19 protein-coding genes are annotated in these 24,213 nt (G+C 55.4%); 14 read left to right on the top strand and 5 right to left on the bottom strand.

What is annotated here, in order from left to right; translation table 11 throughout:
* Positions 1-3: 3 nt before the first annotated feature.
* The 7 genes from mhpD (at position 4) to N5D53_RS14860 (ending at position 9,568) form a co-directional block, all read left to right on the top strand.
* Positions 4-798 carry a 2-keto-4-pentenoate hydratase gene (mhpD, locus tag N5D53_RS14890; RefSeq protein ID WP_019437720.1) on the top strand — a complete coding sequence of 265 codons (795 nt, stop codon included), beginning with the start codon at positions 4-6 and terminating at the stop codon, positions 796-798.
* A gap of 13 nt (positions 799-811) precedes the next feature.
* Positions 812-1,750, top strand: a complete 939-nt coding sequence (locus N5D53_RS14885; RefSeq protein WP_156867044.1) for an acetaldehyde dehydrogenase (acetylating) — start codon at positions 812-814, stop codon at positions 1,748-1,750.
* An 11-nt stretch (positions 1,751-1,761) separates the two neighbouring features.
* Positions 1,762-2,772: a 4-hydroxy-2-oxovalerate aldolase gene (gene mhpE, locus N5D53_RS14880; RefSeq protein ID WP_221101010.1), complete on the top strand. Its 1,011-nt coding sequence runs from the start codon at positions 1,762-1,764 to the stop codon at positions 2,770-2,772.
* A 266-nt stretch (positions 2,773-3,038) separates the two neighbouring features.
* Positions 3,039-4,256, top strand: a complete 1,218-nt coding sequence (gene mhpT, locus N5D53_RS14875) for a 3-(3-hydroxy-phenyl)propionate transporter MhpT (protein WP_139657517.1) — start codon at positions 3,039-3,041, stop codon at positions 4,254-4,256.
* Between the two features lie 41 nt (positions 4,257-4,297).
* Positions 4,298-5,566, top strand: coding sequence for an OprD family porin (locus tag N5D53_RS14870; protein WP_279840511.1), 1,269 nt, complete (start codon positions 4,298-4,300; stop codon positions 5,564-5,566).
* Between the two features lie 412 nt (positions 5,567-5,978).
* Positions 5,979-7,727 (top strand): FAD-dependent monooxygenase, encoded by a 1,749-nt coding sequence (locus N5D53_RS14865; RefSeq protein WP_221101008.1) that lies wholly within the window; start codon positions 5,979-5,981, stop codon positions 7,725-7,727.
* 197 nt (positions 7,728-7,924) lie between these two features.
* Entirely contained in the window at positions 7,925-9,568 is a 1,644-nt protein-coding gene (locus tag N5D53_RS14860) for an acetolactate synthase large subunit (protein WP_279840510.1), read from the top strand.
* Between the two features lie 16 nt (positions 9,569-9,584).
* Here N5D53_RS14860 and srpR read toward each other — a convergent pair whose 3' ends face one another.
* Positions 9,585-10,226, bottom strand: a complete 642-nt coding sequence (gene srpR / locus N5D53_RS14855; RefSeq protein WP_221101006.1) for a solvent efflux transporter antirepressor SrpR — start codon at positions 10,224-10,226, stop codon at positions 9,585-9,587.
* A gap of 5 nt (positions 10,227-10,231) precedes the next feature.
* Positions 10,232-11,011, bottom strand: a complete 780-nt coding sequence (gene srpS / locus N5D53_RS14850) for a solvent efflux transporter transcriptional repressor SrpS (protein WP_221101005.1) — start codon at positions 11,009-11,011, stop codon at positions 10,232-10,234.
* 223 nt (positions 11,012-11,234) lie between these two features.
* Between srpS and srpA the strand changes: the two genes are divergently transcribed.
* The 4 genes from srpA to N5D53_RS14830 all read left to right on the top strand — a co-directional run bounded on the left by srpA (position 11,235) and on the right by N5D53_RS14830 (position 17,652).
* Complete coding sequence (gene srpA, locus N5D53_RS14845; RefSeq protein WP_279840509.1) at positions 11,235-12,383, top strand: solvent efflux RND transporter periplasmic adaptor subunit SrpA; 1,149 nt, start codon at positions 11,235-11,237, stop codon at positions 12,381-12,383.
* 13 nt (positions 12,384-12,396) lie between these two features.
* Positions 12,397-15,546, top strand: coding sequence for a solvent efflux RND transporter permease subunit SrpB (gene srpB / locus N5D53_RS14840; RefSeq protein ID WP_221101003.1), 3,150 nt, complete (start codon positions 12,397-12,399; stop codon positions 15,544-15,546).
* Positions 15,536-16,945: a solvent efflux RND transporter outer membrane subunit SrpC gene (srpC, locus tag N5D53_RS14835; protein ID WP_221101002.1), complete on the top strand. Its 1,410-nt coding sequence runs from the start codon at positions 15,536-15,538 to the stop codon at positions 16,943-16,945. The genes srpB and srpC overlap by 11 nt, the downstream gene beginning before the upstream one ends.
* Before the next feature lie 413 nt (positions 16,946-17,358).
* Positions 17,359-17,652 (top strand): LysR family transcriptional regulator, encoded by a 294-nt coding sequence (locus N5D53_RS14830; RefSeq protein ID WP_221101001.1) that lies wholly within the window; start codon positions 17,359-17,361, stop codon positions 17,650-17,652.
* 411 nt (positions 17,653-18,063) lie between these two features.
* Here the strand turns inward: N5D53_RS14830 and N5D53_RS14825 are convergent, their stop codons facing one another.
* The 3 genes from N5D53_RS14825 to N5D53_RS14815 all read right to left on the bottom strand — a co-directional run bounded on the left by N5D53_RS14825 (position 18,064) and on the right by N5D53_RS14815 (position 21,367).
* Entirely contained in the window at positions 18,064-19,068 is a 1,005-nt protein-coding gene (locus tag N5D53_RS14825; protein ID WP_221101000.1) for an AraC family transcriptional regulator, read from the bottom strand.
* Positions 19,069-19,173: 105 nt separating this feature from the next.
* Positions 19,174-20,283, bottom strand: a complete 1,110-nt coding sequence (locus N5D53_RS14820; protein ID WP_221100999.1) for an alcohol dehydrogenase catalytic domain-containing protein — start codon at positions 20,281-20,283, stop codon at positions 19,174-19,176.
* A 166-nt stretch (positions 20,284-20,449) separates the two neighbouring features.
* Complete coding sequence (locus N5D53_RS14815) at positions 20,450-21,367, bottom strand: LysR family transcriptional regulator (protein WP_221100998.1); 918 nt, start codon at positions 21,365-21,367, stop codon at positions 20,450-20,452.
* 103 nt (positions 21,368-21,470) lie between these two features.
* Here N5D53_RS14815 and N5D53_RS14810 point away from each other — a divergent pair, with 103 nt between their 5' ends.
* The 3 genes from N5D53_RS14810 (at position 21,471) to N5D53_RS14800 (ending at position 24,157) form a co-directional block, all read left to right on the top strand.
* Positions 21,471-22,235: an SDR family oxidoreductase gene (locus N5D53_RS14810; RefSeq protein WP_221100997.1), complete on the top strand. Its 765-nt coding sequence runs from the start codon at positions 21,471-21,473 to the stop codon at positions 22,233-22,235.
* Positions 22,236-22,244: 9 nt separating this feature from the next.
* Positions 22,245-22,700, top strand: coding sequence for a lipocalin-like domain-containing protein (locus N5D53_RS14805; protein WP_259674179.1), 456 nt, complete (start codon positions 22,245-22,247; stop codon positions 22,698-22,700).
* Positions 22,701-23,443: 743 nt separating this feature from the next.
* Positions 23,444-24,157, top strand: a complete 714-nt coding sequence (locus N5D53_RS14800; RefSeq protein WP_221100994.1) for a TIGR02391 family protein — start codon at positions 23,444-23,446, stop codon at positions 24,155-24,157.
* The last annotated feature ends 56 nt before the right edge of the window (positions 24,158-24,213 follow it).

Here is a 24,213-nt window from a genome sequence, read left to right as displayed (position 1 = left end):
AGCATGAACATCACACAAGAGACCCTTGAGCGCTTGGCGGCTGATCTGCGCAGAGCTGAAGGAAAGGGCGAGCCTGTTGGACCACTGCGTGACGTCATCGGCGCCACGAATGTGGAAAGTGCCTATGCGATTCAACGCCTGAACCAAGCCTACGCCATCGCCAATGGGCAACGCCTGGTGGGCCGAAAAATCGGCTTGACCAACCCTAAGGTCCAGGCGCAGCTGGGCGTAGACCAACCGGACTTCGGTTGCCTGTTTGCCGACATGGCGTACGGCGACAACGAAGTGGTTCCGTTCGAGCGTGTTCTGCAGCCCAAGATTGAGGCGGAAATTGCACTGGTTCTGGAACGCGACCTGCCTAGCGCTTCTACAACCTTCGCAGACGTCATTGCCGCAACTGGCTGGGTTCTCCCGGCGCTCGAAATTGTCGGCAGCCGCATCGAAGGCTGGAACATCAAGTTCGCCGACACCGTGGCTGACAACGCATCAAGCGGGTGCTTTGTGCTCGGTGGCCCTGCGCAGCGCATCGATGGCCTTGACCTGCGTGGTGCAACGATGCGCCTCTCCAAAAATGGTGAGGTCGTCAGTTCCGGAAGTGGTGCTGAGTGCCTGGGCAACCCGCTGAATGCGGCCGTTTGGCTCGCCCGCACAATGGCTGAGTTTGGTGAGCCTCTCAGAGCAGGCGACATCATCCTCACTGGCGCCCTGGGGCCAATGGTTGGCGTGAGCCCAGGTGATCATTTTGAAGCCGAAATTGAAGGCCTTGGCCGCGTCGGCGTGTCGTTCAGTGTCGAGTGATGGAGATCTAGTAATGACAACAAAACGCAAAGTCGCCATCGTCGGCTCCGGAAACATCGGCACCGACTTGATGATCAAGATCCTGCGCAATTCAAAGCATCTGGAAATGGCCGTGATGGTTGGTATCGACCCCGCATCTGACGGCCTTGCCCGCGCAGGCCGAATGGGCGTCGCCACAACCCACGAGGGTGTCGCGGGCCTGGTCAAAATGCCAGAATTTGCTGACATCGATTTCGTCTTCGATGCAACCAGTGCCGGCGCTCATGTCAAAAACGACGCCATGCTGCGTGAGTGCAAGCCGGGCATTCGAGTGATCGACCTTACTCCGGCAGCTATCGGCCCTTATTGCGTGCCGGTGGTGAACCTCGAAGAGCACGTCAACGCGCAGAACCTGAACATGGTTACGTGCGGCGGGCAGGCAACTATTCCAATGGTCGCTGCAGTATCGCGTGTAGCCAAAGTGCATTACGCAGAGATTGTTGCATCGATTGCCTCCAAATCGGCAGGCCCGGGCACCCGAGCCAACATCGACGAATTCACCGAAACCACATCGAAAGCCATCGAGGTGATCGGCGGTGCAGCCAAAGGTAAAGCCATCATCATCATGAACCCGGCTGAGCCTCCTCTGATGATGCGCGACACCGTCTACGTGTTGTCTGAAGCTGCGGACCAGGATCAGGTTGAAGCCTCCATTGAAGAAATGGTTGCCGCAGTGCATGCGTATGTCCCTGGCTACCGCCTCAAGCAGAAAGTGCAGTTTGAAGTCATCCCTGAGTCTGCCCCACTGAACATTCCTGGCCAAGGCAAATTCAGTGGCCTGAAGACCTCAGTTTTCCTTGAGGTCGAAGGTGCTGCCCATTACTTGCCAGCGTACGCAGGCAATCTCGACATCATGACTTCTGCCGCGCTCGCTACCGCCGAGCGCATGGCACAGTCGATGAGCCAGGCCTGAGGAGCGCAGATATGAACGGTAAGAAGCTTTACATCTCGGACGTGACCCTGCGTGATGGTATGCACGCCATTCGTCACCAGTACTCACTGGATCAGGTCCAGGCCATCGCTCGCGCACTGGATGCCGCCAAGGTCGACTCGATCGAGGTCGCGCATGGCGACGGCCTTCAAGGCTCCAGCTTCAACTACGGCTTTGGCGCGCACACCGATATCGAGTGGATCGAAGCTGCCGCCGACGCAGTGAAGCACGCCAAGATTGCAACGTTGCTGCTCCCGGGCATCGGTACTCTACACGACCTCAAAGCAGCCTATACCGCGGGTGCTCGTGTTGTACGTGTGGCTACCCATTGCACCGAGGCAGACGTCTCCAAACAGCACATCGAGTACGCCCGTGAGCTCGGCATGGACACGGTTGGCTTCCTGATGATGAGCCATATGCAGACCCCGGAAGGGCTCGGGCAGCAGGCAAAACTGATGGAAAGCTACGGTGCCACCTGCATTTACGTCGTCGACTCCGGCGGCGCGATGAATATGGATGACATTCGTGCCCGCTTCCGCGCAGTGAAGGCAGTCCTCGACCCGGCCACTCATACCGGTATTCACGCGCACCATAACCTGAGCCTCGGCGTTGCCAACTCGATCGTCGCCGTCGAGGAAGGCTGTGACCGCATCGACGCGAGCCTGTCGGGCATGGGCGCCGGTGCTGGCAATGCTCCCTTGGAAGTCTTCATTGCAGCCGCAGACAAGCTGGGCTGGAACCACGGCACTGATCTGTACGCTCTTATGGACGCAGCAGATGATTTGGTTCGCCCACTCCAGGATCGTCCTGTACGTGTTGACCGCGAGACTCTCGCTCTCGGCTACGCCGGCGTTTATTCGAGCTTCCTTCGCCATGCAGAAGTTGCAGCTGCTCGCTACGGCATCAAGGCAGTAGACATTCTGGTCGAGCTGGGCAAACGCCGTATGGTCGGTGGCCAGGAAGACATGATCGTCGACGTCGCACTCGATCTGCTGAAGCGCTGAGTTCGCAGGCAGCTCCACGCAAGCTGTCTGCAGCAATCCCCCTCCTGTAAAGGAGGGGGTCTATGACACAACAATAAGAGAAACCTCCAACATGAATGCCTCGCATACTTCCGAATCGCAGCACCTCCGAACACGCAGTGATCAGCCCCACTATTCACTTTTCTTGAGTGATTACTGAGCTGACATAACTCCACATCACTGGCGGTACTAAAACCAAAATCACGTGTTTTCTGAAGACCTTTTGAAGGGCTTCGGAGGGGGTCGCTATGACTGATAAAACCGATAAGACCAAACTTTTCATCACCATCGCGCTTTGTTTCCTCGTTGCACTGATGGAAGGCCTGGATCTCCAAGCCCCAGGGATTGCGGCGCACGGCATGTCTGCCGAGTACAGCTTGGATAAGCTGGAAATGGGCTGGGTCTTCAGTGTTGGCGTTCTGGGTATGCTTCCAGGAGCTTTCGTTGGCGGACGCCTGGCTGATCGCTATGGCCGAAAAAAAGTGCTCATTGCCTCTGTTGCACTGTTCGGCATCTTCTCTCTCGTCACCACGGTAGCCTGGAGTTTCGGCGCGTTGTTATTCGCCCGGTTCCTGACAGGCGTGGGCCTGGGTGCGTCGTTGCCTAACCTCATTGCACTCGCTTCTGAAGCAGCTGGTGAGCGCATGCGAGGCACAGCAGTCAGCTTGATGTATTGCGGTGTACCGTTGGGGGCAGCGTTGGCAGCCGCCATTGGTCTACTGGATTTCGGGGCTGGCTGGAAGCTGGTCTTCTATGTAGGCGGCATTGTTCCTCTGGTCATTGTCCCCCTGCTGCTTCTTTTCCTGCCTGACGTATACAAGCAAACAATTTCAGCTACCTCCACTATCGAAGTTCCCTCCACCAAAGCCATTTTGGTAGAGGGCGGTGCGCTGAAGAAAACCCTGCTCTTGTGGGTCAGCTTCTTCTTCACGCTGATGGTCACCTACATCCTCATCAACTGGCTTCCGAGCATTCTGATTGGACAGGGCTTCAAGCCGAGCGAGGCAAGCGTCGTCGTATTGGCCATGCAGCTTGGCGCGGCCATGGGCACGTTGATGCTTGGCGTTGCGATGGATCGCCTGCCTATCTGGGCGATGTCGGCGCTGGTATATGGGGGCATCCTGATTTCTTTGGCCTGCCTTACAGTGGCGGCCTCACTCCCTACCATGATCGGTGCAGGATTCTTGGCAGGCATTTTCACAACGGGTGGCCAGTGCGTCCTTTACGCCCTCGCTCCGCAGTTCTATCCCGCTAATGGGCGGGCTACCGGGACCGGTGCAGCACTCGCAGTCGGCCGTATCGGTGCCATGACCGGTCCACTCGTCGTAGGAAAAATGATGGTCCTTGGGGCCGGTGCAGGTGGTGTCATGTTGGCCTCGGCGCCCGGCATCGTTCTGGCGGCTATCTCGCTGCTTTATCTCTCGTCGCTGAAGAAACGCCCTGAGCTGAGCCCTTCGGTGGTTTAAGCGTGACTGCGTCATCACAAAAACAAGAAAGAAGACACGACATGAGCAAATCAAAAAAAATTGCATTCGCAGGGCTGCTGGCTGCACATGCAGCTTCTCTACAGGCGGCCGGCTTCGTGGAAGATTCGAAAGCCAAGGTAACACTGCGCAACTACTACTTCGATCGCAACTACATCAACCAGACACCGCAAGCTGCAGCGCGAGAGTGGGCCCAGGGTTTCATCGTCAACTTCAATTCGGGCTTTACAGAGGGGGTTGTCGGCTTTGGACTGGATGCCCAAGCCATGATGGGGTTACGCCTTGACTCCTCACCAGATCGTGTCGGCACCGGCCTATTGCCGTTCTCTGCCTCCACTAGGGAGCCAGCTAAGGACTACTCCGAGCTAGGGCTGACAGCGAAGGTCAAGGTTTCCAAAACTGAGCTTCAGTACGGGACCGTAAGCACGTTTTTACCGATCGCATTCGCAAGTCCAACACGGCTACTGCCCCAAACCTTCCGCGGCACTTACCTACGCTCGCAAGACATCACAGATCTTTCTCTGCACGCGGGTTGGTTGGACCGAATCAACCTGCGGGACTCGACTGACTACCAGAAGATGCGAGTTTCAGCTCCAAACGGACGCTTCAACGGGGCCGCAGAGTCTGATGCGTTTTATTTCCTTGGTGGCGATTACGCCTGGTCGAAGCACCTCACGCTCAAGTATTACTACGCAGAGCTCGAAGACATCTACGACAAGAACTACTTGGGTTTCGTGGACAACCGTGAGCTGGGCCCAGGCCGGCTCACTTCCGACTTCCGCTTCTATGATTCCAAAGACAATGGATCCGCAAAAGCTGGGAAGGTTGATAACCGCAATACTGCCTTGATGTTGACCTACCAGCTCGGCGTCCATCGTCTAGGCGCTGGCTACATGCAGCTGACCGGCGACACCGCAATGCCCTATCTGTTTGGTACCGAACCGCTGGTGATCACGGAAGGCACACTGAGCTCGGAGTTCCTGAACCCCAAGGAGAGAAGCTGGCAGGTCAAATACGACTATGACTTTGTTGGCGTTGGTGTTCCCGGCATGAACGGGATGTTGCGTTACGTAAGCGGGGACAACATTGATCTTCCGAATCTCGGCGGCAACAAGCTCAAAGAGTCGGAAAAAGACGTTGAGCTTTCCTATGTCATCCAAAGCGGCACGTTCAAGGACGTGGCATTCCGGGTCAGACACGCTTGGTACCGCAATGATTTCGGCCCTGGAGCAACGCATCGGGATGACAATGAGCTTCGTGTGAACATTGATTACACCTTTGCCCTTTGGTGAAGCCGACGTAGCTCCACTCACTACGCGCTGCACCCTTAGCCACGAACTCACCTCGTGGCTTTTTTTTGCGTGACGAAAGGCATTTCCAGATGATTGCGACCACCACTCTTGCATGCTAGCATGCAAGCACGAATTGAGTGATCTCGCCTGCCAGCTAATACCGCTGAACCAGACACTCTGATGGCCTGAAAAAAAATACAAGATCAGGAGGTACCATGAATCTCTTCCCCCTCATTCGCATCGCTCGCCCGAGCTGCGGGTCCCAGTAGAGCCCGCCGTTTCCCAAATTTTTTAATGTCTCGAACGCCAGGTCGGTGCTGTTTCGTGCTGGCTGGCTTTGGGACCTGTCGGACATGTTCCGGGCTTGCGTGCAAGTTCAGAGCATCAACAAGTAATGCCTGGAGAATAATAAATGACTACCTCCACTAGCTTCGATACCGACGTACTGGTGATTGGCACCGGCCCAGCTGGTGCAACTACTGCCTTGGCGCTCGCCACCTACGGTGTACGGGTCAAAATGGTCACCATGTTCAATTGGCTTGCGAACTCGCCGCGAGCCCATATCACGAACCAGCGCGCCATGGAGGTCGTGCGTGATCTTGGACTGGAAGACGAGGTTGTCAGAGCAGCCACACCTTGGGATCAGATGGGCGATACGCTTTTCACCACCAGCCTGGCCGGTGAAGAAATCGCACGTATGCGCACCTGGGGTACTGGCGACAAACGCAAGGGCGACTACGTCCAAGGCAGCCCATGCACCATGCTGGATCTCATCCAGCCCGAGATGGAATCGATCCTTCTGAAGCATGCCGCGATCCGCGGTGCTCAACTGAGCTTTAACACCGAGTATCTGAGCCATGTGCAAGATGCGGAAGGTGTGACTGCTCGCATGAAGGACGTTCTGACCGGTGTCGAGTACGAAGTCCGAGCGAAGTACCTGGTGGGCGCCGATGGAGCTAACTCGAAGGTAGCTAAAGAGATCGATCTGCCAATTGTTGGCGAGATGGCCAGGGCCGGAACCGCTTACGTCATCTTCAACGCCGATCTAAGCAAGTACGTACAACATCGCCCGAGCATCCTTCAGTGGATCGCTACTCCAGAAGCTGGTTTTGGCGAAATCGGGATGGGCTTGCTGCGCGCCATTCGCCCGTGGGATCAGTGGATTGCAGGCTGGGGCTTCGACATGGCCAAAGGCGCTCCAGACCTGTCCCCAGAAGCTGTTTTGGAGAAAATCCGTCTCTTGGTCGGCGATCCAAAGTTGGAAGTCCAGGTTGAGCGCATGTCGACCTGGTATGTAAACCAGGCGCATGCCACCGAGTACTCTCGTGGCCGCGTATTCTGCGCTGGCGACGCGGTTCATCGTCACCCGCCGTCCAGCGGTTTGGGCTCCAATACCTGCATGCAGGACGGTTTCAACCTCGCTTGGAAACTCGCTTATGTCCTTAAAGGATTCGCCGATCCGAATCTGCTGGAAAGTTACACCGCAGAGCGCGCTCCAGTGGGCAAGCAGATCGTGGCGCGTGCCAACCAGTCCCGCAAGGACTATGCCCTGCTGAAAGAGTGCTTCAACTTCGGCAATGGCGTGGACACTATCGCCAAGCTGCTTGATCGCATGCGCGACCCGAGCCCGGAGGGTGTAGAAGTTCGCATGAACCTGCAGAAGGCGCTGGAAATCAAGAGTCGAGAATTCAACGCTCAAGGTGTCGAACTGAATCAGCGCTACGTATCCTCTGCTGTTAAGCCAGACCCAAGAGACGGTGCTGAGCTCTGGGCTAGGGACAAAGAACTGTACCTGCAGGCCACCACTCGCGCAGGTGCCAAACTTCCTCACGCCTGGCTGGTGAACGAGAACGGACACCGGATTTCGACGCTCGATGTCGTAGGTAAAGGGCAAATGACCCTTATCACTGGCCTTGCCGGTCAGGCCTGGGTAGCTGCTGCAGAGAGCTTGAACCTGCCATTCTTGAATACCGTTGTCACAGGCGCAAAAGGTACTGCGGACCTTTACTGCGATTGGCAATCGGTTCGTGAAATTCACGAGGCCGGTGCCCTTCTGGTTCGGCCTGATGGATATATCGCCTGGCGGCACAGCAATGCTGTCTGGTCTTCCGATGAAGCTGCTTCAGAATTGCAGCAGGCGCTCAAAAGCGTCCTCGGTTAAGTGTTACCTCAAAAGGCCCGGCCCGAAATGCCGGGCCTTCTTTTTATTTGCTCACATCCTCGCAGGAGGCCAACCGGCCCACTGCGCTGGAACGCTTGAAAGAAAAATCAACCGATAAGGGCCCGTGGGCACAGCGGCGAACCTGCTGCTACGCCTTACTTAGGGGCTCAACTGCCTTGAGTGCGATGAGGGTGACTATGGCTAAGGCCGCTGATGTCGTTGTGCAATGCCTGGAAAACGAAGGTGTCGAGTATGTGTTCGGCATTCCTGGTGAGGAAAACCTCGACCTGCTGGAATCCCTGCGCAAATCGAAGATCAAGCTGGTGCTGACCCGCCACGAACAGTCCGCGGGCTTCATGGCCGCCACCTATGGCCGCCTAACTGGCAAGACCGGCGTCAGCCTGTCGACCCTGGGCCCTGGCGCGACCAACTTGGTAACCGCCAGTGCCTACGCCTACCTAGGCGGCATGCCAATGATGATGATCACCGGCCAGAAGCCGATCAAGAAGTCCAAGCAGGGCCGCTTCCAGATCATCGATGTGTGCGGCATGATGGACCCCATCACCAAGTACACCCACCAGTTCGCCTCGGCCGACAACATCCCGGCCCGTATGCGCGAAGCGTTCCGCCTGGCGGAAGAAGAGAAGCCGGGCGCGGTACACCTGGAGCTGCCGGAGGACATCGCTGCCGAGCAGACCGATGCGCTTCCAATTCCACGCAGCCTGCACCGCCGTCCGCTCGCCGAGCACAGGTCAATTGAAGCCGCCATTGAAAAGCTGCAGAGCGCACGCAGCCCGATGCTAGTGATCGGCGCCGGCGCCAACCGCAAGATGACTGCCAAGGTCCTCAAGCAACTGATCGACAAGACCGGTATCCCATTCATCACCACCCAGATGGGTAAAGGTGTGGTCGACGAACGCCACCCGCGCTTCCTCGGCAATGCCGCGCTGTCCGCCGGTGACTTCGTCCACCGCGCCATCGAAGCGGCCGACCTGATCATCAACATCGGCCACGACGTGATCGAGAAGCCGCCGTTCTTCATGGTCCGCGGCGGCACCGAGGTCATCCACATCAGCTTCCGTTCCGCCGAAGTCGACGCCGTTTACTTCCCACAAGTGGAAGTGATCGGTGACATCGCCAACTCCGTATGGCAGATCAGCGAAGCGCTGACCGACACCGCGCACTGGGACTTCACGCGCCTGATGGCCATCCGTGAGGCCAACGAAGCGCAAATCGCCGAAGGTGCCGACGACGATCGCTTCCCGGTCTACCCTCAGCGTCTGGTCGCCGATATCCGTCGCGTGCTGCCATCCGAAGGCATCGTCGCCCTGGATAACGGCATCTATAAAATCTGGTTCGCCCGCAACTACAAGGCACACAAGCCCAACACCGTGCTGCTCGACAACGCGTTGGCGACCATGGGCGCTGGCTTGCCATCGGCCATGGCCTCGCACTTGGTGTACCCGGATCGCCCGGTGATCTCGGTATGTGGTGACGGCGGCTTCATGATGAACAGCCAGGAATTGGAAACCGCAGTGCGCTTGAACATGCACATTACCGTGGTAATCCTGCGTGACGATGGCTACGGCATGATTCGCTGGAAACAGGCCAACATGGGCTTCACCGATTTCGGCCTGGACTACGGCAACCCGGACTTCGTCAAATATGCTGAAGCCTACGGTGCCCACGGCTATCGAGTAGAAAGCGCTGACGCCTTGCTGCCGCTGCTTGACCACTGTATCGCCAACCCTGGCGTGCACGTGATTGACTGCCCTGTCGACTATAGCGAGAACGACCGCATCCTCAACAGCGAGCTTCGGGAACGAGCACTGGCGATATAACCGGCGCGTCATCCCCTCACTCGAAGGATTTGGCTTGCTTAATCTGAGCCTCCTCGCACAACAAGAAGCGAGGAGGTTCCCTGAGCAAAGCCAAAAACGATCCCAGCGCAACTTTGATTATCTGAGCCTGCTGGTCCTCGCTTCGTAATCCCTCATAGAGCAGTCCGGTGATCAGTCCTTTGAAGACGCCGATTGAGGTGTGAAGATCCAGATTTATGGGCAATTCCCCTTGGGTAACCGCGTGCCGAAGAACCTGGTGAATGTACTGCAGGAACCGATCGCTCGCTTGCACCATTCGATTATGGATCAGGCCCGACTCATCAAGCCCTTGGTAAATCAAGATCTCCGAGAACTGCTTTGACTGGGGGCTATGCACTGCGTCCAGCATGGCGACAACCACCGCCTCCCAAGAGCGCTCAATCCCTAAGTCAGGAGTAAAGTCCAATTCGAGGGGATGCTGCCGAGATGCCAGCACCGCCTGGAGCACTTCCAGCTTCCCGTTAAAATGCCAGTAGACAGCACCACGAGTGACGCCTGCCTTCCGAGCTATCTGATCTAGGGTCGCGTCGGGAACACCCTGGGCAACAAACACCTCAAGCGCCGCATCAATAATGCGCTGTCTTGTCTCCTCCGCCTCGGCTGCCGTCTTTCTGGCCATCTTATCTAGGGAGCTTTCTTCGACGCGCGGCCGATAGCACGCTCTATGTTCTGCTTGCTCTGCAGCAGAGCTTTTTTGATCAAGTCTGACTGCTTGCTCGCTCTGGAACTCGGCATTACGACCGCAAGGGAGTAATAACCAAGGTAGGTATCCAAAAGCGTTGCGAATGAGCACACGCCATCAATATGCTCGTCAAGATCGCTAGCGAAACCACTCTGCCTCACTTCGCTCAGTTGTTTGACAAGCGCCTTCCGCCCTAGGGTGTTAGAGGTGAATGCTGGCAGCTGCTCGCCGAGCGCTGCTTTTAGGGTTTCGTCAGGTAAAGCTGCCAAGAGGACCTTGCCAGCTGCAGTCGCAGCGGCGGGCACGTTAATACCGATCGGAAACACTACCCGCAGCTCTCGCTCTGACACGATGCGGTCAAGCACGTAAATTTTGTCTCCGGCCAGAGAGGCCAGACACACGGACTCATCTAGCTCCTCAGCCAGTGAGCGCAAATACGGCTTCACCAAAGACAGAATGTCTGATTGCGCCTGGTTGATTAGCTGACCAAGCGCAGGGCCAAGTCGAAAGCCTCCGGCAGGCCCTAAAGCCTCGACTAGAAACTCTTCTTCCAAAGCGTTGATGATTCGCTGAACGGTGGAGCGAGGCAACCCGACCAGCTGCGCAATGGCCGCCAAGCTCAAGCCATGCGGATGACTGCCAAGCGCTCGCATGATCGAGGCTGCTCTGGCGATGACCTGGATGCCCCCGGCCTTGCCAACATTTTCATCTGATTGGTTCATATCTTTCCTCTGCGCGTACGGCTGCGACCTATCACATTGGCCGCCACTGTAGAGCTCTCTGCCTCCGCTAGCCAGCTACACATCGCGAACGCCTCAATCGGTAAACCTCGACCAACGGCGGCTCAGGCTTGCTTGCATCAAGAGTATCGCATAATGGTACACTCTACCGCATTACGATTCAGCAATAGCCCCCGTCATGCGGGCAGAGAGATGGAGCCAAACCGTGAGACAGATACGATCCCCGCGTGCATTACGCGTAATCCCCTTAACTGCGCTGATGCTGATTACGGGATGTGGTGAGAAAGAACAGGTGAGCTCAGCAACTCAACCACCGGACGTGGGCGTGTACACCGTGCGTGCACAAGCTCTGACCCTGACAACTGACTTGCCTGGCCGGACTTCGGCATTCCGTGTAGCGGAAGTCCGCCCGCAGGTTTCGGGGATCCTTCAGAAGCGGTCGTTTGTTGAAGGCGCTGAAGTCAAGCTGGGTCAGCAGCTTTATCAGATTGACCCACGGACGTACGAAGCGCAGTTGCGTCGTGCAGAAGCGAATCGAACGAGCGCACAAAACCTGGCTCGTCGCTATGAAACGCTGTTGAAGACCAAGGCAGTCAGCAAGCAGCAGTACGACGATGCGCTTGCCGCATGGAAACAAGCAGAAGCCGATTACCAGATTGCTCGCATCGACGTTCAATACACAAGGGTGCTTTCCCCAATCTCCGGGCGCATTGGTCGCTCGACGGTCACCGAGGGGGCGCTCGTTACCAATGGCCAAGCTCAGTCGCTCGCCACCGTCACGCAGCTGGACCCCATTTATGTCGACGTCACTCAGCCAATCACAAAGCTTCTTGGTCTGCAAAAGGCGCTGGAGTCAGGCCGCCTTCAAAAGACAGGCGAGAACCAGGCTGAAGTCAGCCTGACGCTGGATGACGGAAGTGCTTATCCACTGCCAGGGACTCTGAAGTTTTCTGAGGTGAGCGTTGATCCCACAACAGGTTCTGTGACCCTTCGCGCCGAATTTCCCAATCCTAATCGCAAGCTGCTACCAGGCATGTTTGTACATGCTCTACTGAAAGAGGGCGTGCAAAACGCCGCAATCTTGGTACCGCAACAAGCCATCAGCCGCGATACGCGAGGTGTGCCAAGCGTCTGGGTCGTGAAGGCTGACAACACCGTCGAGTCCCGCGAGATTCAGACCCTCCGAACCGTGGGCAATGCCTGGTTGATCAGCAACGGCGTGACCGAGGGAGAGCGAATCGTCACCGAAGGTGTTCAACGTGTTCGTAGCGGCATCGCTGTCAACGCGGTTGAGGCCAAGAATGTGAATTTGGTAGACGGCTTCGCCGCTATCACAGAAGCCTCGGCTAACTGAGGGGGCACGACTGATGTCTCGTTTTTTCATCGACAGGCCGATTTTCGCCTGGGTTCTCGCTATCGTGGCTATGCTTGCCGGCGCGCTGTCGCTGGCGAAGATGCCGATCAGCCAATATCCGAACATCGCGGCCCCAGCCGTTTCGATCCAGGTCAGCTACCCAGGCGCTTCTGCACAAACCGTACAGGACACGGTGGTCCAGGTGATTGAGCAACAGCTCAGTGGTCTGGATGGGTTCAGATATATGTCGGCTGAGAGCGCCTCTGACGGCAGCATGACCATCATCGTGACTTTTGAACAGGGAACCGATCCTGATATCGCTCAGGTTCAGGTGCAGAACAAGCTGCAGTTGGCGACACCACGTTTGCCGGAGGAAGTTCAGCGTCAGGGTCTTCGAGTAGTGAAGTACCAGATGAACTTCTTCCTGGTCATGAGCTTGGTGGACCGTTCGGGCAAGCTCAATAACTTCGACCTCGGTAACCTGATCGCTTCCCAGCTTCAGGATCCGATCTCGCGCATCCCTGGTGTCGGCGATTTCCAGCTGTTTGGCTCGCCATACGCAATGCGTATCTGGTTGGATCCTGGCAAGCTCAACAGCTATCAGCTGACGCCTACTGACGTCGCCAATGCTATCCGGGAGCAGAACGTCCAGGTGTCCTCGGGCCAGTTGGGTGGATTACCAACTCGTTCAGGCGTCCAGCTGAATGCAACCGTTCTTGGCAAGACGCGTATGACGACGCCTAGCCAGTTCGATGAGATTTTGGTCAAGGTAAACGCGGACGGCTCCCAGGTACGAGTGAAGGATGTCGGTCGCGCCGAGCTGGGGGCTGACAGCTTCGCCATTTCTGCACAGTACAAGGACTCGCCAACTGCAAGTCTGGCGCTGCGGTTGTCCACCGGTGGCAACTTGCTGGAGACCGTAGAGGCGGTCAAAAAGCTGATGGAGGAGCAAAAGGCCTACCTGCCTGACGGCGTGGAAGTGATTTATCCCTACGATACAACACCTGTCGTTGATGCCTCGATTGAATCGGTAGTACACACCATCTTTGAGGCAGTGGTACTGGTCTTCCTGGTCATGTATCTGTTCCTACAGAGCTTCAGGGCCACACTTATCCCCACTCTGGCAGTTCCTGTGGTGCTGCTCGCCACATTCGCCCTTCTGCCGTACTTCGGCCTGAATATCAACGTGCTCACCATGTACGCCATGGTGCTTGCTATCGGCTTGCTGGTTGACGATGCAATCGTCGTAGTCGAGAACGTTGAGCGGCTTATGCATGACGAGGGCTTGTCGCCTCTTGAGGCTACCCGCAAGTCGATGGATCAGATTTCCGGGGCCTTGGTGGGCATCGGAATGGTGCTGTCGGCTGTATTCGTACCAATGGCGTTCTTTGGTGGATCCGCTGGCATCATCTATCAACAGTTCGCGATCACGATCGTGGTCTGCATGGGGCTGTCGATCTTCGTCGCTCTTGTGTTCACCCCAGCACTTTGCGTGACCATCCTCAAAGCCCCGGAGGGTAATTCCCACCACGAGAAAAAGGGCTTCTTCGGCTGGTTTAACCGCGTTTTCGACCGCGGCACGGTGCGATTCGAGCGAGGCGTCGGCGCAATGCTGAAGGGCCGCGTTAGGTACCTGCTCGCATTCTTGCTCATCACGGGGGGAACTGGCTATTTGTTCACTCAGATCCCGAAGGCATTCCTGCCCAACGAGGATCAGGGCTTGATGATGATCGAAGTGCGTACGCCGGCAAACGCTTCCGCAGAGCGTACCGAGGGTGTACTTCAAGAGGTGCGAGACTACTTGGCAAATGATGAGGGCGCGTTGGTTGAGCACTTCATGACGGTGAATGGCTTCAACTTTGCTGGTCGTGGTCAGAACTCGGGGCTGGTGCTGATCACCTTCAAGGATTGGAAGGAGCGTCACGGGGCCGGGCAAGACGTATTCAGCATCGCGCAGCGGGCTAATCAGCATTTTGCCAAGATCAAAGATGCAAGCGTGATGGCATTCGTGCCCCCTGCCATTTTGGAAATGGGCAACGCGATGGGCTTCAACTTGTACCTGCAGGACAACCTTGGTCTTGGCCATGAAGCATTGATGGCAGCTCGAAACCAGTTCCTGCAATTGGCTAGCGAGAATCCGAAGCTCCAAGCAGTGCGTCCAAACGGCAAGGACGACGAGCCGCAATTCCAGGTGAACATTGATGACGAAAAGGCCCGTGCGCTGCAGGTAAGCATCGCGTCTATCAACGAAACGATGTCGGCAGCCTGGGGCTCGATGTATGTCAACGACTTCATCGATCGCGGCCGGGTCAAGCGAGTATATGTCCAGGGCGAAGATATCTCGCGAATCTCACCTGAGGACTTCGATAAATGGTACGTGCGCAATAGCCTTGGCCAGATGGTTCCGTTCTCGGCGTTTGCAACCGGTGAGTGGGTAAACGGCTCACCGAAGCTGGAGCGCTACGGTGGTATTTCTTCCCTGAACATCCTCGGCGAGCCAGCCCCTGGATACAGCACTGGTGACGCGATGATAGCCATCGCTGAAATCATGCAACAACTGCCTCCAGGCATTGGCCTGAGCTACACCGGTCTCTCTTATGAAGAAATCCAAACTGGCGACCAGGCACCGTTGCTCTATGCGTTGACTGTGCTGATCGTTTTCCTGTGCCTGGCCGCGCTGTATGAGAGCTGGTCGGTACCGGTCTCAGTGATCATGGTTGTACCTCTGGGTATTTTGGGCGCGGTGCTGGCAACGCTTTGGCGCGACCTGACGGCGGATGTGTACTTCCAGGTGGGCTTGATGACCACGGTAGGCCTGTCCGCCAAGAACGCCATCCTGATCGTAGAGTTCGCCAAAGAGCTGTATGAGAAGGAGGGTTATCCGATCGTCAAAGCTGCGATAGAGGCCGCCAAGCTGCGTTTGCGTCCGATATTGATGACCTCGCTGGCATTCACCTTCGGTGTGCTGCCGATGGCCATTGCATCCGGCGCAGGTGCTGGCAGCCAGCACTCCATTGCTACGGGCGTCGTCGGCGGCATGATCACAGCAACCGTGCTGGCTGTTTTCTTTGTTCCGTTGTTCTACGTGGTAGTTGTCAAGCTGTTCGAGGGGCTCATGAAACGAAAGCCAAAAGCGGTCAAGGAGGTGACTCATGATGTTTAAGTCGCTCCCCGTGTTTGCATTGCTGATGCTCAGCGGATGCAGCTTGATTCCCGACTATGAGCAGCCAGCCGCCCCCGTGCAGGCGCAGTGGCCAACGGGCGAAGCTTACGGCGGGCAGGGAGATCAACGCATCGGGGCGGCTCTCCCCGAGGCAAAAGAGTTCTTCAAAGATCCAGCGCTGGGCCGCCTCCTCGATGCGGCGCTAGAGAACAACAGAGATCTTCGAATAGCTGCCAAAAATGTTGAATCCTACAGAGCGCTTTACCGCATCCAGCGAGCGGAGCGGTTTCCCACACTTGATGGCGAAGCATCTGGAAATCGAACCCGCTTGCCTGACGATTTGTCCCCTACCGGCGATTCTCGGGTCGATAGCCAGTACCAAGTCGGCCTGGTCACTGCCTACGAGTTGGACTTATTTGGCCGAATCCGAAGCTTGTCGAGCCAAGCACTTGAAAAGTATCTGGCTACTGAGGAGGCACAGCGCAGCGTTCAGATCGCACTGATAGGCGATGTGGCAACCACCTATTTTCTGTGGCGAACCGACCAAGCGCTTTTGGAGCTTACCGAAGCGACGCTGACCAGCTACCTTGAAAGCTTGGCAATGATCGAGTCGAGTGCTTCGGCAGGAACCTCGTCGGAGCTAGATGTTCGACAGGCCAGGACTTTGGTGAACCAAGCCCAGGCCCAGCAGGCCTTGTACACCCGGCGAATAGCGCAGGATGTGAACGCACTGGAATTGTTGCTGGGCAGCAAAATTCCAACGGATTTGCCAAAAAACTCGCCACTGGCCATGAGCTCCCTAGGGAAGGTTCCAGCTGGGCTACCTGCTGATCTGCTGCTGAACAGACCGGACATCCGTTCTGCTGAACATCAACTTATGGCCGCGAACGCAAATATCGGCGCAGCTCGTGCGGCATTTTTTCCACGCATTAGCCTGACAGCTTCAGCGGGCTCAGCCAGCAGCGATCTTGATGGACTGTTCAACAGCGGATCTGACAGCTGGAGTTTCGCTCCTCAAATCAGCGTGCCGATTTTTAACGCAGGAAAGCTGCGAGCTAATCTCGATTACGCTGAGCTTCAAAAGGATGTGGGCGTAGCGACCTACGAGAAGAGTATCCAAACCGCTTTCCGAGAGGTAGCCGATGGACTCGCTGCGAGGGGAACTTATGGCAAGCAGCTCAGTGCTCAAAGCGAGTTGGTTGATAATTATAAAGCCTATTTTAGCTTAGCTCAGCAGCGCTATGACCAGGGCGTCGATAGCTATTTGACAGTGCTGGATGCTCAACGCGAACTGTTCTCCTCACAACAGAAGCTATTGAATGATCAGCTCGATCAAATCAATAGTGAAGTCCAGCTTTACAAAGCCCTCGGGGGCGGCTGGAGCGTGAGTCAAAACTAAGATCCTGGGCAGCGACTAGCAGTAGCGCTGCCCTAGATTCCAAATTTAAATATTTTTCGAACTGAAGTGGCGAATTATCGTCGATTTTAAATCGGGAGTATTAGCAATGGGGTTGATATCAGCAAGCGCGTTAGAGGTTCGCTTCGAAGACCGCCCTGACGATGATGTACTTTTAGCCGTAGACGACCTGGTTAACGTGCTTCGCACTGCGCCGGGGTGTATGAGCTATACGATAATCGCGCTGAACAATTACTTCAGCTCGATGATCATTAGCGGCTTCTGGGACAACGAGAAAGATATGATAGATCATTTTTCAAGCTCAAGTTTCGCAGCATTAACTGATTGCTTGACCTCCCATTGCCGAAGCATCTCCTTTAGAGCATTGTTTATGGACAATGAAATGCGGGGGCAACATGCAGAATCCTGAAAAAGCGCTACTGGCTGCAGATTTACACAGTCTGATTACTTTCTTGGTGGTATATCAAGAAGGGGGAGTGACTCGGGCTTCTGAGCGCTTGGGTGTAAAACAGCCAGCTATCAGCAATACCATAGCTAAGCTTCGCAAACGATTTGGTGATGAGCTCTTTTTGGGTAAGCGGGCTTGGACACCCACAGAACGCGCCAACCAGCTTGCAACCGCTCTAGGACCTGCCCTCAGCACTTTGCAGGAGGCGCTTGCTAGCGTGGATAAAGAAGGCGCTCAGTAAGTCTCAAGGAAACATTTCTACCGCCTTTCCCCAGGCGGTTTTACTCTCTGCCTCAACCGAAAATAAAAAAACCATGGCCTGACGGCCATGGTAAAGGGAGGTTATTATCCCATCCCAAGGAGCCAAGAAGAGATCACTGCGTGCTCATTTCATACGCAATGACTGAAAGATTTTTGGTAAAAAAGCCGCCTGCAGGCAAGCGGCAACACCAAGGGCAATGAAGGACACTCGGTTGGTACAAGGAGGGGTACCGCGCCTCGCTTCATTGAAAAACAAAGTAATGGAAAAACTAGCGCTGACAAAATCAAACACGCTGATAGTCACTATTAATAGACTTCTCACCCTTTACGTTCAACACTGCTCTAATCCAATCATTCCTAGCTCTCGCCATCAACATTAGGTGACGCCCATCTAAGCTCCTCGCCGTTTGATGGTCATGGAAGGTGATTCTCCGAATCGCTGCTTGTAGTCAGACGAAAACCGACCAAGATGGGTAAAACCCCATTTTAGTGCCGTGGACGAGACCTGAACGTCTGGATGCTGCTGGGTTTCGAGCTCTGCACGAACGCGCCGCAGGCGAATCTCCTTCAAGAACTGCATCGGTGATAGCCCACGGAATCGTTGAAAACTGAGTTGAACCGTACGAGCAGTCACGCCGGCGTGCCTTGCAATTTGCGAGATCGTGAGAGGCTCCTGAGCATGCTCTTCCATGAATTCCTCAATCATCCGAACAACCGCAGGGACCACCCTTTTTTCGGCCGACTCTCGCAGCGCCTGGCTGTAATTACTTACATGAAAGTCGAGCAAAGAAGAGGCCAGCACCTCCCCAATTTGACTTTGTAGATGCGATGAAACTAATGACTTGGACGATAACTGACTGTATGCCCACCCCATTGTCTGTAGCCAATTCAGGCCTGCTGACGTATCCGTGGGCAGATGAGGCTGAAAGTAGATGTCTTGCTTAATACTTCTTCCCAGCTGACGTTGAAGCATGGTTTCCAAGAGCGTTTGATCAATGCAGACGAGCAGCTTGTCAGTGCCAGGGAAATGATTGAAGAAGGAGTGTCGATGGTAGTTGAAAACCGTAGCATGTCCGGGGTTGCAGTTGAGGCGCAACTGATCACTGATCGCGTGCTCATGTCCAGTAAGGACCGACTGGACCAGCACGATGTCATCCAGCTTCCCAGGGTTGATCGCTACCTCTCCCCCAAAGGACATTCTGGCAACCCCAGCCTCGCCGGCCGATCGATGAAAAAATCGAGCCTTGAAGTCGATTCCCTTTTTTTCAAGCCGGTTCTTGCAGAACATCCGCTCACCGCATAGCACCGCCTCCTCTAGGTCGGACGACTCGCATACGCTGAAATCCGCGAGTACCTGATCAGAGGGTATAAATGGGGAGACGTTGGGCCAGGCCATGGAAAGCCCTCCAAAACGGCGATGACTTATACCAGCAACCTACCAACATAAGAGAGCTGAGAACAACGTCAAGGCGACGATCTGTGTCGTCGCCTTGCTTCGCCGTTATGCGTGCACGATGTGATAGTTCAAGAAGCCGCTGGCATCGGTTTGGATATCTTCGAGGGCTTGGTTGAGCTGGTCCAGTGTGTAAGGACGGGGTGCCCACTGATTGGTGTCGAGTAATCCCGCTCTGATCAACGCCATCAGCTCCTGCGCTTCTGCTGTGGTAAACCACAGTGAGCCGATGTAATGAAGCTGGGTACACATGAAAGGGTGAGGATCGATCGGAATAGGTCCGCTTACGCCGCCGATCTGTACGATCTTTCCTCCCGACGTGACGGCGTTCATAGCCGAAACAGAAAGCTCTGCTGGAGCTTTCGCGCCAAGCGTATCAACTATCGCGTGGACTCCTCCCGGAGCCATGTCACGAATGCTTGCGTGCAAGTCGGTACTCGTGATCTGTAGGGAGCGAATGCGTTTTGGGGCCAATTGGCGAAGTCGTTCGAGTGCACTCCTATCTCGCGCTGCCACGATGATATCCGTCGCGCCCATCGCTAATGCAGCAAGCGTGGCTCCGATACCCAAGGTTCCTGAAGCCCCCAGTACTAGCAAGCTCTGACCGGGCGTGAGTTCAAGCTTTTTCAACGCAGAGTAAGCTGTGCCCAAGTATCCAAGGCGTGTGGCAACCTCGAATGGCAGTTCGTCAGCCAAGGTGATCAGGTTACGCGCAGGCGCTCGAAGATACTGGGCGTACCCGGCATGGCGATACTCGCGAAATACGTCACTCGAAGACGGGCTGAATCCGAAATAGCCCATGAAGGTGTAGCTAGCGCACCGCGTCGGAAGGCCAGCCAGACACTGCTTACAGTTGCCGCAACTCAGTCCTGGATTGACATAGACCCGGTCACCTTCTTTGAAATCTTTCACAGAGCGGCCAACCGATACCACAGTACCTGCGGCATCCAACCCGAACACAGCAGGCAGCTCCGGCAGAGGTAGGAACGGGTACCACTCAGGGAAATTTGTGACTACGTTACGCAGATTTGGGATAACACCGCAGGCGGCAGTTTTGATCAGGACGTCATGCTCGCCAACATCAGGAAGCGGAATTTCGTCGACGGTAAATTTGCCACCAACTTCGTGGAGGCGAGCAGCCAACATCGTACCTGGCATGAAGCAAACCCTCTTTTTTTCGTTGTCAGGGCTGTGAGGCTTTTGAAAGCCGTTGAGGTATGGCCAACAAATCGACCACAGCTCCAATTATCCTCCGGACCTCGAACATGACTATCCAGGCCCAGTAGCCGCTATCCAGATAACGAAATTATTTGGCACCGCTCGGTCAGGTTTGAAATGGTGCGGGCAGATTTTGAGCCAACTGACGCAGCCAGAGAATAGCCGCGTCAGCATCATCCCTAGGATGCCAAGCCAACATGAGCTGGAAAGGCTCGCTTTCAAACGGCAACTCAACCGTTTCGATGGCTTCGTGGCGGGACTGAATGAGCATGCGAGGCATCGTACAAACCAAGTCTGTCAACATCAGTACGCCTGGAACCATCACCGCGGTGGGCACCGTAAGGTAAATCCTTCGACTCATACCCGCGGAGCGCAAATAGTCATCCATGTAGCCTTTGAAGCTTTCCCGTTCTGGCGAAACGACAAGATGATTGAGTTCACAGTACCCATCCAAAGTAAGAGGCTTGTGTCCACGAGGGTGCCCTTTGCGCTGTGCCATGACGAACTGATCAGTCCCCAGTGCCGTGTATTTCATCCCCGGCGGAATACCGCGGCTCGAGTCGATCAATAGGTCAAACCCACCCTCCTCCATTTGCCGACCTATGAGTTCGGGGTCAACGGCGTTGATGGACACCTGGATCTGGGAGCCTGCGTGCTTCGTGATTGAGGCGATCAACGGCTCACAGATAGTACTCAAAGCTGTGTCACAGGCGGCGATCCGAAAGACCCTCTTGTCGCTCCAGGGATTAAATCCCAACTCACTCTGTATGACCGAGCCAAGCGTCTTCAACGCCGAGCGCAGCGGGCGCCGCAGCGCCAACGCCCGGGCGGTGGGGGTCATGCTCCGGCCTTTTTGTATCGGGACCAACAACGGGTCGCCCATTAGCTCGCGCAAGCGTGAAAGCTGTGCAGACATTGCCGGCTGGCTGATGTGAAGGCGTGAAGCCGCCTTGGTCACGTTCAACTCAGCCAGGAGCGTGTCCAGTGAAACCAAAAGGTTGAGATCAATACGCGACAGGTCCATAACCAATCCACCCAAATGATAGGTCGCATAACGATAAACAATTTCATGGATACCTTCGCGTGAATTTATTGTTCAGCCAGACCTACGCAATTGGAAATTGACCATGAGCAAGCAAAGAGTACTGATTACAGCCGGAGCATCTGGTATCGGGTACGCGATCGCGCTGGCGTTCAACAGCCGCGGCGCGGATGTCACAGTCGTAGACATCGACTCCGAAGGCTTGAACCGTCTTCAATTGGAGCAGCCCAGTATTCGCACCGCGGTGTGCGATGTAGCCGAGCGCAACAGCCTTGAACACGCCATTCCAGGCCTCATCGAAGCCATGGGGGGTCTAGATGTGCTCGTCAACAATGCTGGGGTATCCGGCCCCACTGCTCCCGTAGATCAGCTTGACCCGGATGAGTGGGACAACGTCATGCGGATTAACTTGAATGGGACCTTCAACGTGACGCGCCTGGCCATTCCTGCCCTCAAGCGCTCTTCCCATCCCTCAATCATCCACATGTCTTCAGTTGCGGGGCGACTGGGATATCCCGATCGATCCCCCTATTCAACCAGCAAATGGGGATTGATTGGTTTCACCAAAAGCCTCTCTCGTGAACTCGGCGTGTTTGGAATTCGTGTCAACGCCATTTTGCCCGGGGCTGTCGAAGGGGAACGTTTCGACAGCGTGCTTAAAGGCAGAGCCAACCTGAGCGGCAACTCCGTGGAGGAAGAACGTACCAAGGCGTTTTCTGTTCAATCGCTACAGCGCCTGGTGGACCCGAAAGACATTGCAGAACTGGCAGTCTTCCTGGCATCGGACGCAGGCAAGTCCATTTCTGGACAACTTTTGCCGATCGACAATGACATGCAGCAGACAATGTGAGGTTTGACCATGAGTACGCGTGAAAAGCTAGTTGGAACCTGGGCGCTCGTCACCTACACGGAATTCCCAGTGGACGGCTCTGCGCCAGTGCAACCCTTCGGTGACAAACCTGAAGGGTTCATTATCTACACGGCAGATGGCTATATGTCGGCTCAGCTGAGCATGCCCCGTCGGGCATTGTTTTCCTCGGGTGACTGGTTTGAGGGCACCGATGCGGAGTACCGCGATCAAGGGATGACGTACATCTCATACAGCGGCCCCTTTCATATAGACGAGCACTCGGGCGAGCTCACGCACACCATCGCAGTGTCGTTGTTCCCGAATTGGGTTGGCCAGGTGCAGCCGCGAACGGTGAAACTTGCGGGAGATATCTTAGTGCTCGGTAACACCAGTCAATACCTCTCCCGTAGACGCGCAGTCAACGCTGAAATCCGCTGGCGTAGGGTTGTTCGCCATAACGCGTGACGCGCCTAGGAAGGCTGCTGGCAAGCCAAGGTGTGATTTAGTCCGCAGCCCAGCACGCATAACGTATGCTGGTCGTCGCGGGCGAATATGTCCGAGGCAGTCATGGCACTCTCCACGAAAGGTTTTGGCATTTGCCTAATCCCAGACTTTGTAGCCGCATCCGCGCTACAGAATGGAAGTTTAGTGAGGGTGTTACCACGATATAGACTTCACAAGCGCGACGTTTTTGCTGCCTACAGCCCGCGCCGATATACACACCCAAAGCTTAAACGTGGATCGAACATTTGAGGAAGGGAATACTCAGTCTCATGAAGGCACGGTCTGCCATAGCAGATAATCCTGAGTTTTGGGTCGGCCGATCCGACAACCAAAAACGTAATAACGCCAATGACGAAGACTTCAAAGTTTTTGAACATCTGCGGTCATAATATGACCCATCATTATTATGACCCATCACTCCATTCCAGCTAGCAAAGTACTGAGCGCACCGAGGACGTGACTACATTTACGATGTGAGGTCTTCCCGCAGACCTCCGTGTTTTAAGAGTAAAGCCCGTCCGGTTCGATTGAGCTATCTATCCTAGTGTTCCAGCTTTGCCGGGGCCTTGGATGGAAACCATCTCTTCATGAAAGGCACCGCTGGACCCTGCGCTATTCTTTGAAAGATCGCCCTACAATGGGATCACTTCTTCCCAAATCAATCTAAGCTAACGATCTGGGTGGTTACTTATTGGAGCACGAACATGGCAAATCTAAAGGATTTCTATACGACGGCTGCCCAGTTATATGAAGCTCCCCTATTGGAATTGAGTCAGCATGTGCTTCAAGTGCTGGGAAGCAAGCTACAGCGCCCACACGACAGCGAATGCGCCCACAATTTTTTCCTCAGCGTACAGGCCGATTATGATGGCTGTGAGCAGGCCTTGTTAGCGTGCTCGGAAGCTTGGAGCTGGCTGTACTCCAACGGTTTCATCTGCCAACACCCGAATCATGAGGCTCAGTGGATTTCCCTGACGCGCTTGGGAAAACGCCATTATGAGAAGGCGATTCCGCTCAAAAACTGGATGGCAGATCGACTACTTCCCGAGGAAATGATTCATCCCGCGCTACAGCCGATGGCACTTCGGCTGTACAAACAGGAGCTGTTTGATACAGCAGTCTTCGAAGCGTTTAAATTACTTGAAGTGTCCATTCGCCAAGCGGCCGGTCTCGGTGACGAGTGGCTGGGAACCAAGCTCGCAGCCCGTGCTTTCAATCCAGAGAGCGGTCCACTGACTGACTCAGCCGCTGAAGCTGGTGAGCGGCAAGCGTTGATGAGCCTCATGTGTGGTGCAATCGGTAGCTACAAAAACCCGCAAAGTCATCGTCATGTAGGCCTGGATGCCTCAGAGGCGAGGGAAATGATCATTATGGCGTCGCATCTTTTGAAGATTGTCGATAGCCGACGCCCTGCATAGATCCTGACCATGGCCGCTAATGATCGGCAACGGGTAATTAAAAGGCTACGTGAGCG

The organism is Pseudomonas sp. GD03862, assembly GCF_029840855.1.
GTDB lineage: Bacteria > Pseudomonadota > Gammaproteobacteria > Pseudomonadales > Pseudomonadaceae > Aquipseudomonas > Aquipseudomonas alloputida.
The sequence above is the reverse complement of the archived record's forward strand: the minus strand, read 5'-3'. Positions and strand labels throughout refer to the sequence as shown.

Excerpts from the sequence above, each read along its gene's own strand:
- mhpD (WP_019437720.1), top strand. The coding sequence starts at position 4 with ATGAACATCACACAAGAGACCCTTGAGCGCTTGGCGGCTGATCTGCGC.
- N5D53_RS14885 (WP_156867044.1), top strand. The coding sequence starts at position 812 with ATGACAACAAAACGCAAAGTCGCCATCGTCGGCTCCGGAAACATCGGC.
- mhpE (WP_221101010.1), top strand. The coding sequence starts at position 1,762 with ATGAACGGTAAGAAGCTTTACATCTCGGACGTGACCCTGCGTGATGGT.
- mhpT (WP_139657517.1), top strand. The coding sequence starts at position 3,039 with ATGACTGATAAAACCGATAAGACCAAACTTTTCATCACCATCGCGCTT.
- N5D53_RS14870 (WP_279840511.1), top strand. The coding sequence starts at position 4,298 with ATGAGCAAATCAAAAAAAATTGCATTCGCAGGGCTGCTGGCTGCACAT.
- N5D53_RS14865 (WP_221101008.1), top strand. The coding sequence starts at position 5,979 with ATGACTACCTCCACTAGCTTCGATACCGACGTACTGGTGATTGGCACC.
- N5D53_RS14860 (WP_279840510.1), top strand. The coding sequence starts at position 7,925 with ATGGCTAAGGCCGCTGATGTCGTTGTGCAATGCCTGGAAAACGAAGGT.
- srpR (WP_221101006.1), bottom strand. The coding sequence starts at position 10,226 with ATGGCCAGAAAGACGGCAGCCGAGGCGGAGGAGACAAGACAGCGCATT.
- srpS (WP_221101005.1), bottom strand. The coding sequence starts at position 11,011 with ATGAACCAATCAGATGAAAATGTTGGCAAGGCCGGGGGCATCCAGGTC.
- srpB (WP_221101003.1), top strand. The coding sequence starts at position 12,397 with ATGTCTCGTTTTTTCATCGACAGGCCGATTTTCGCCTGGGTTCTCGCT.
- srpC (WP_221101002.1), top strand. The coding sequence starts at position 15,536 with ATGATGTTTAAGTCGCTCCCCGTGTTTGCATTGCTGATGCTCAGCGGA.
- N5D53_RS14830 (WP_221101001.1), top strand. The coding sequence starts at position 17,359 with ATGCAGAATCCTGAAAAAGCGCTACTGGCTGCAGATTTACACAGTCTG.
- N5D53_RS14825 (WP_221101000.1), bottom strand. The coding sequence starts at position 19,068 with ATGGCCTGGCCCAACGTCTCCCCATTTATACCCTCTGATCAGGTACTC.
- N5D53_RS14820 (WP_221100999.1), bottom strand. The coding sequence starts at position 20,283 with ATGCCAGGTACGATGTTGGCTGCTCGCCTCCACGAAGTTGGTGGCAAA.
- N5D53_RS14815 (WP_221100998.1), bottom strand. The coding sequence starts at position 21,367 with ATGGACCTGTCGCGTATTGATCTCAACCTTTTGGTTTCACTGGACACG.
- N5D53_RS14810 (WP_221100997.1), top strand. The coding sequence starts at position 21,471 with ATGAGCAAGCAAAGAGTACTGATTACAGCCGGAGCATCTGGTATCGGG.
- N5D53_RS14805 (WP_259674179.1), top strand. The coding sequence starts at position 22,245 with ATGAGTACGCGTGAAAAGCTAGTTGGAACCTGGGCGCTCGTCACCTAC.
- N5D53_RS14800 (WP_221100994.1), top strand. The coding sequence starts at position 23,444 with ATGGCAAATCTAAAGGATTTCTATACGACGGCTGCCCAGTTATATGAA.